We start from the raw sequence: 7355 nt of genomic DNA, 5'->3' as shown, positions 1-7355 counted from the left end.
TTTCTTTTTGAAGAGCTTTAATTCTAGATATTTCGTCTTTAGTTTCCACTTTTACTCTGGTGTTCATTAAGTCTTTACGATTGTACTTTTTAATCCACTCATTGACTGTTGTGGGCGCAATAGAGTAGAGTTTACAAAGTTCGCTCTTTGTGTGTTTACCTTTACTAAGTTCATCAAGAATTTTTAGTTTAAAAGGTTCTGAATACCGTCTAATTACTTTGTCATTTCTGTACATAATGTTTAAAATTATGTAGCCTTTATTCAGGACGGGTCAAGGTTGCAGCTAACGGTCTTGTATATGGTTTGTTGCGTGTTTCAAGCAACTAATTTAGTAAATAATTACCGACCAAGAAAGTCCGCGAGGATTTTCGTAAGTAGGCACAGAACGAGCCATAGCTTATATACGGTGTTGTGCGTTCGTAATTATTTTTTTTTGTTCAAGAAATAATCAATTGATATTTATATAGCAATCCTTCTAGTTGAAATGCAGAAAATTTTGCTTTTTTAAGTTTGTTAAATTCAGGGTCAATAGCGAAGTTTTTTGCATTTCTAAATTCCGCCTTTTCAAGTATAGTATTTAAAAACCTCGTTCCTGTAAGGTCTGTGTCATTAAAAACTGCTGAAGATAAATCCGATTCAGTAAAATCTGCTTCTTTAAGAGAACATTTTACAAAGTGCGTATTCTTTAACTTTGTCCCAAAAAATGTACAATAATCCATAATACAATTCTCAAATCTGAAAGAAAATGCAAAATTGTTGCATCTTGTAAAATCAATTCCAAGAATTTTGCTTCCTATAAAGCTTGCGTTTCTAAAACCCGTTCCTTCTATTTCTGTCATTGAAAAGTTACAGTCCTGAAAAGTGCATTCTTCAAAACTATTTCCTCTCAAGTCACTTTTTACGAAAATGCACGATATAAACTTACATTTAAAAAATTCTCTATTTCTTAATGTTTTTCCAGAATAATCAACATTTTTAAATTCTTTGTTCTCGTGAGTTATTATTTCATTTGTCATTTTTATATTTTTCTAATTTTGAGTGAGTTTTTCTATGACGCACAACGTTTGGTATAAGCGCAGTAGCGGGATTTGCGCACTGACTTTTCGGTTAATTATTGTTCTTAAATTTATAAAATTACTTGTGGTTAAGCACTGACTCCGCTATTGCGTTTATACTCGTGTTGTGTGTAGCAATTTTTCCGCTATTGATTTTCATTTAAATTTAATTGTTCGAGTTGATTGTAAAACAGTATTGAACCAATCACTTGAGTTTTGTATATCTTTTAGGGAATCGACGAAAGAATAAATTTCCACTTCTCGTTTCCCTGATACAAATTTCTCAATCTCAATTCTTGTTCTTCTTGTTCCTAATGGTACTGTGGCGTACATTATCTCAATTTCGGAAGTATTTTTATTTTTTCTTGCAACTATTATTCTCAATTGTTCTTCAATATCAGAACGCGGATAACAATAATCATCTCTAAAACCTGAAATAAGTTCCTTTCCATTTTCAGATTTGAATAATGCACAGTTTAGTTTTTCCAAAGAATAGTTTCCTTCAAATTGTTTTTTTATATTCTCTACAGCTTGTTTTTCGGCATCATCTTCTACAAGAATTTCGTAGTCATATAAATTACTTTGTACGTCTTTGAATGTTAAAAAATATTCACAACTCGGGTCTTGTCCAAAAGTGAAATTTGTAGTCAGAATTGAGATTAAAATTATCAGATTTCTCATTTTAGGACTTTTTCTTTATAGTTACGCACAACGTGTTTGTGTATGGTTAGTTGCGTGATTTAAGCACTAAAGTAATAAATAAAACATGAACCAGGAAAGTCCGTTTGGACTTTCGTAAATTGGCTAAAACCAAGCAATTAATTATACATGTTGTTGTGCAACGTTTTTTCTATTTTTCTTACACAGCCACAGCACCTGCACTATCAGAAATAGACTGGACAGTGGCTTTTCTTACACTATGATTGTAACCTTTTATCGACTCACCTTTGATAAGTTTTCTAATTAATATTATTCGTCTATAATGTGTTTTTTCAAAACGAAGCATTAACGTGTATATTATTAATAACATACTTGCAATAATAGTATAGCCATACAATGCTTTTGATGCTGTTAAAACTGCCTGTAATCGTGAACGTCCATACACTGCTAATCCTCCTCCTCTATATGGCGATAAACTTATAGCATCTAAATGATGTGCTATATTTTCTAATCCTTGTAGTTGTAATTTATAAAAAATCCAACTATAAATGGCTCCTGCAAAAGCAACACTTACCATAGAACGTATTACAATTGCCAAAGATGCCACTGCTAATGTTTCTGCCATATCAAAACCATCCAAGGTATAAAACCAAATGCTTATAAAAAGTATTACCATTCCCATTCCTCGTAATATTGAAGGAATAATTAAATAATAAACGTCCACATTTGGACTGATTAAAAAATACATCATTACAAAATGTAAGGTGTAGAATACCATCCCAGAAATAATTAAAAATTTGGTTGGTAAGCGTTTTGCATACCATTTCCGAGCATAAATAGCACCTATAACAAGACCTGGAACCATTGCGTAATTTAGTAAGTTATTGGTGACTGAATCCAAACCTAAAATCCCAACGGTAAAGGTGTTTTGAATGGTTGCTGATGCTAATAACATTCCTAAACCCATTAGTAAAGTAACTCCTTGAATAAAGTTTTTCTTTTTAAATATGGTTAATGGTACAAAGGGACGTTTTACGCCTTTTTGTCTCCAAAGTAAAAGTGCAAAAGTGATAATAAATCCAACACTAGATCCTTGTATATAAGGTGACGCAAACCAATCTTGTTGTTTTGCAAAAACGAGTACATACGTCAATAAAAAGAATGAAGTCACAAACAAAAGCATACTCAACAAATCGATTTGATATAGTGGCAACTTTCTTGAAAAACGTAAATTGTGCATAAAGATTACAGATACTAATACGAGTATTAACATAATGATTGCCATTACTAAATAGACAGATTCCCATTCTAAGTTGTAGGCAATTTTTGCAAACAGATAAGTACTTAGTTGGGCTGTTGTAATACTTAATGGATAAAATATAGTATAAAATTTTGTACGATCACCATCTGGACTAAGTATATGTAACAATGGAAGTACAAATTCTATAATGGCAATAATCTTAAAAAAACCAATAACAAAATTTGAAAATATAATAACATAAGGACTATCTGTGGTTGCAATTACTACTGAACATAAAGCAATAGTGGATAAACTAGTTATCATTAATTCCTTACTTCTAAAACGCATTTTAAAGCGTAATAAAAGTGGTAATGCTGTTCCCATTCCTATAAAAGATGCGTAGTTGGCAAAAGACAAGTATTCAGAATACATTGCCAAATCACTCATCATTTCCCTAAAATTGGCAGTATAAATTCCACCTACTATTAAAATAGGAAATAAATATGCTAAAATGAGTAATAGCATTACAGGTTTTGGTACCCAATCTTTAAAAAGTCCTTTGTTGTACATACAATTAATCTACAGTAACCTCTACATTCATTCCTACACGTAATAACTTTAAATCTTCTGCTTTATTTTCTTCTGAAAAATCAATACGAACAGGAATACGTTGCTGTACTTTTACAAAATTCCCTGTGGAATTATCTACTGGAATCGTAGATAATTTAGAACCTGTTGCTGCCGAAATTGAAGTAACAACGCCAATAAATTCTTTTCCTCCAAGTGCATCTACTTCAATAGTTAGTTTTTTGCCAACAATAATGTCTTCCATTTGTGTTTCACGATAGTTGGCTACAATCCATTTTTTATCATCTGTTACAATAGTTGCTACTTGCTGACTAGGATTTAGCAATTGCCCTTCATTTACTTTACGTCTTCCCACAAAACCATCGTAAGGTGCAGTAATTACAGTATATGATAAATTTAGTTTTGCTAATTCTAAAGCGGCTTCTGCTTGTTTTATTCCTGCTTGACTCATTTCTATTCTGCCATCCATTTCACGAAGTGAGTAATTAACAGATTTGCGTTGCCCTAACAAAGCATTGTATTGTGCTTTGGCAGCTTCGTATTTAGTATTTATACCATCGTATTGTTGTTGCGTTACAGCTTCATCTTTTAGCAAATTTTTAAAACGCATTAAATCCTTTTCTGCAAATTCTAAATTCGATTTTGCTCCAGCAATATTGGCTTCTATTATAGATGTGTTGTTAGAAATAGTATTTACTGAAGATTTTGCAGTTTTTTCGCCTGCTAAAGCACTTAAATAAGCGGCTTCTGCTTGCGTTACTTTCGATTTTATTTCACTATCGTCCAAAATAACAAGAGTATCTCCTTTTTTTACTTTTTGATTTTCTTCAAATCGAATTTCTTTTATATATGCAGAAACTCGTGTATCTATTGGGTTTATATATGCTTCTACTTGTGCATCGTTGGTGAAATTTTTATCGCCAATATGAAAGTAGTGCCTTACCACAAAAAATAAAGCAACAAGTGCTGCAATAAAGACAAGTATGTTGGTTATTAAAACTAGCGTTTTATTTTTGCTGGCTTTTTTTTCTGTTTGCGTGTTATTATCTGACATTTATGTTTTTCTTTATAATGATTATAAGTTTCCTGTAGTTTTCAATAAATTATAGTAACTATAAATAATACTGATTTCTGAATTTATATATTGAAGTTCGGCTTCTAATTTTGAATTACTAGCGTCTAAGATTTCAGTAATTAATGCTAATTGGTTTAAGTATTTTTTTTCGGTAATTCGGTAATTTTCTTCTGCCAAACGTTTGCTTTCTAAATAGGTGTCTTTTTGTGAAATAGCCTCATTATATTTTAAATAAGCCGCTTTTGTTGCTACTTGTAAATTTTGTTGTGTTAGGGTTTTTACTTCTGAAATTTGCTCTATTTTAAGTTTATCTAACGACTCCTTTTTTGATGTTTTGTAAAGCGATTCAATATTATAAGTTAGAGAAACACCAACTTGCCAATTGTTATTATATAAATCTTGAATTGGAAAAGAGTTAGTTAAAGGACGTTGCATGTTATACGCTGCAAAACCAGCAAGTATAGGCAGTTTATCAGATTTTGTGATATCTAAACTTGTTTGAGCAAGTTCTTTTTGCAAATCAATAGTTTTAATTAATGGATGATTTGTTATAACTTCTTCTTTATAAGTTCCATAATCTTGTAATGCAGTATCTAACTTTAAAATTTCATCATCAGGAATAATTTGCTCATTTTCAGGTAAACCCAATGCAATAGCAAGTTGAGTGTTTAAGATGGCAATGTTATTATCTATTGTAACAATAGCCTGATTTAGTGATGCTAGTAACAAATCACCACGTATAATCTCATTACGTGTAACCATACCTTGTTTATAAAAACTTGTGACATTATCAATACGTTTTTGTGCCAGTTTTATATTTTCTACAAATACTTGTTTCTGGTTGTATAGTTTGTATAAATTTAAATAGTTAGAAATCACTAAAAATTTAACACCAATAACATCGTTTTCTACATTTAAATTGGCCAATTGCTCTTGTAAAGAGCCAATTTTTACTGTATTATTTATAGCATTTCCTTTATATATAAGTTGTTGGGCTTGTAACGAAAATGTATTACCAAAATGTGGCATATCTACCGTTGTTACTTTTGAAAAATCGGTATCTAATAAAACTACATCACCAAGATACATTGCTTTTGCATTAAACGAAATATCTGGTAATTGGAATTGTTTGTAAACTTCGGTTTGTTGTGCTGCAACAGCAACAGACTGTTTTGAAACTTTTAGTTTTTGATTGTTGTCTAAAGCCAATTGTACAATTTCATCAATTGTATATTTTTTTGAAACAATTTCTTGAGAAAAGCCAAACTTAAAGAACAATACAAGTACTAAACTTAGTACATATTTTATAGGACGCATTTTTCACATATTTATAATATGATGCAAATTTATACGTATTTAAAGTGTTTTTAAATGGCGAAAAGGTTTAAATAGATGTGTAAATGTAATCTTTTTTGTTTTTCGCTTTAAATTCAGTAGGATTTAAACCTGTATGCTTTTTAAAAAAATTACTAAAATAATATGGATCATTAAAATTTAGTTCAAAAGCAATTTCTGAAATCAACTTGTTAGAGGAAGTTAATAAGACTTTTGATTCAGCAATGATGTATTGATGTATGATTTGGTTTGCTGTTTTATTGGTTATGTCTTTAATTGTTTTTGATAAATGACGTGTGGTAACCATCAATTTTTGGGCGTAAAACGAAACTTCACGTTCCTTTTTGTAATGTTTTGAAAGCAAGGTTAAAAAACCAAAAGCCAATTCTTGTTTTCGACTCATTACACCTTTGGTTGTAAAATCGTGGTATGTATTAATGGCATCAAGCGCAGTATATACAACAACTGACAATAAATTTAAAAGTATAGTGGTATTAAACTTACTTTTTGATTTGATGAGATTTAATTGTAATACTTCGGATAACTTCCATAATTCTGAAACAATAGTTTCAGGAATTTCAAATTGATTGGAATAGTTAGAAAGCAAAAATTGGTATACATCCAATCTATTAAACTCAAAGGACAATTTTGAAAACAGTTCAACGTCGAGCGCAATAATATTGATTTCGATATCTGGACTTATGGCTATTAACTCGAAAAAACCATTTGGAAAAGAAAAATAGATGTTATTTTCTTTAAGTGTAACCGTTTCAAACGCTTTTACAAAAGTAATCCTTCCTTTTTTCACAACGAATATTGATGTTTTTGTAGAAGGATAGGATTTGCCAAGACCTATATGGTTCAGTAAGTTTTTTTCGGTAATAATTTGTAGTTGGTTGTTCAAGACAAGTTTTTTTAAATGGAAATATGCTTGGATTCAATGTTGTACAACGTTTCGTGTATGAGCAGTGGCGTGGGACGTCACGGACAATTGCAAACAGGTACTTGCCTGAGGAAAATCCGCAGGATTTTCCAAGTAGGCGAGGACAAGCCATTGCTTATACACATCTTAAGTTTGATTTTTAATAAATCAGTTAACTTTAAGTATTAATCAGAAAGAACAAAAGAGCGGAGTAAGGTTACTATACACGGTGAAGCTTTTAGACTTCGGCAACATTGATAATCCCCGCTCTTTTACTACTTAAATCACGTTCAGTTCTGTGAGACCTAGATCTCGTTTTCAAGTTGTTGTGACCCAAGTAGCTGGTTCTTTCATGAATTGTTTTGATATGAATAAATATAAGGAAACTTTTGGAGTTGACATCAGCAAGGATGTCTTTGATTTGCACGGTAGTAATAGTGGCCACGATCAGTTCAAGAATAATGAAAAAGGATTTAAGTC

At 31.1% G+C, this 7355-nt stretch carries 7 protein-coding genes and 1 pseudogene; 1 reads left to right on the top strand and 7 read right to left on the bottom strand.

Annotated features, from left to right (window positions below):
• From G525_RS0117485 to G525_RS22790, 7 genes are all read right to left on the bottom strand, one after another.
• A partial coding sequence (locus tag G525_RS0117485; protein ID WP_027127292.1) for a transposase occupies nucleotides 1-235 on the bottom strand: 235 nt, incomplete at its 3' end.
• 202 nt (nucleotides 236-437) lie between these two features.
• Entirely contained in the window at nucleotides 438-1016 is a 579-nt protein-coding gene (locus G525_RS0117480) for a pentapeptide repeat-containing protein (protein ID WP_027127291.1), read from the bottom strand.
• 195 nt (nucleotides 1017-1211) lie between these two features.
• Nucleotides 1212-1736: a hypothetical protein gene (locus G525_RS0117475; RefSeq protein WP_027127290.1), complete on the bottom strand. Its 525-nt coding sequence runs from the start codon at nucleotides 1734-1736 to the stop codon at nucleotides 1212-1214.
• A 178-nt stretch (nucleotides 1737-1914) separates the two neighbouring features.
• Complete coding sequence (locus G525_RS21380; protein ID WP_051210008.1) at nucleotides 1915-3525, bottom strand: MFS transporter; 1611 nt, start codon at nucleotides 3523-3525, stop codon at nucleotides 1915-1917.
• A gap of 4 nt (nucleotides 3526-3529) precedes the next feature.
• Nucleotides 3530-4597 carry an HlyD family secretion protein gene (locus G525_RS0117465; protein WP_027127289.1) on the bottom strand — a complete coding sequence of 356 codons (1068 nt, stop codon included), beginning with the start codon at nucleotides 4595-4597 and terminating at the stop codon, nucleotides 3530-3532.
• Between the two features lie 21 nt (nucleotides 4598-4618).
• Nucleotides 4619-5935 (bottom strand): TolC family protein, encoded by a 1317-nt coding sequence (locus G525_RS0117460; protein ID WP_027127288.1) that lies wholly within the window; start codon nucleotides 5933-5935, stop codon nucleotides 4619-4621.
• A gap of 67 nt (nucleotides 5936-6002) precedes the next feature.
• Nucleotides 6003-6857, bottom strand: a complete 855-nt coding sequence (locus G525_RS22790) for a helix-turn-helix domain-containing protein (protein ID WP_051210007.1) — start codon at nucleotides 6855-6857, stop codon at nucleotides 6003-6005.
• A 385-nt stretch (nucleotides 6858-7242) separates the two neighbouring features.
• On the opposite strand from G525_RS22790, the pseudogene G525_RS22910 reads away from it, so the two are divergent.
• Nucleotides 7243-7355 (top strand): annotated as a pseudogene (locus tag G525_RS22910) (IS110 family transposase); the annotation flags it as partial.

This window comes from Gelidibacter mesophilus DSM 14095 (assembly GCF_000423005.1).
Taxonomy (GTDB): Bacteria; Bacteroidota; Bacteroidia; order Flavobacteriales; family Flavobacteriaceae; genus Gelidibacter; species Gelidibacter mesophilus.
The sequence above is the reverse complement of the archived record's forward strand: the minus strand, read 5'-3'. Positions and strand labels throughout refer to the sequence as shown.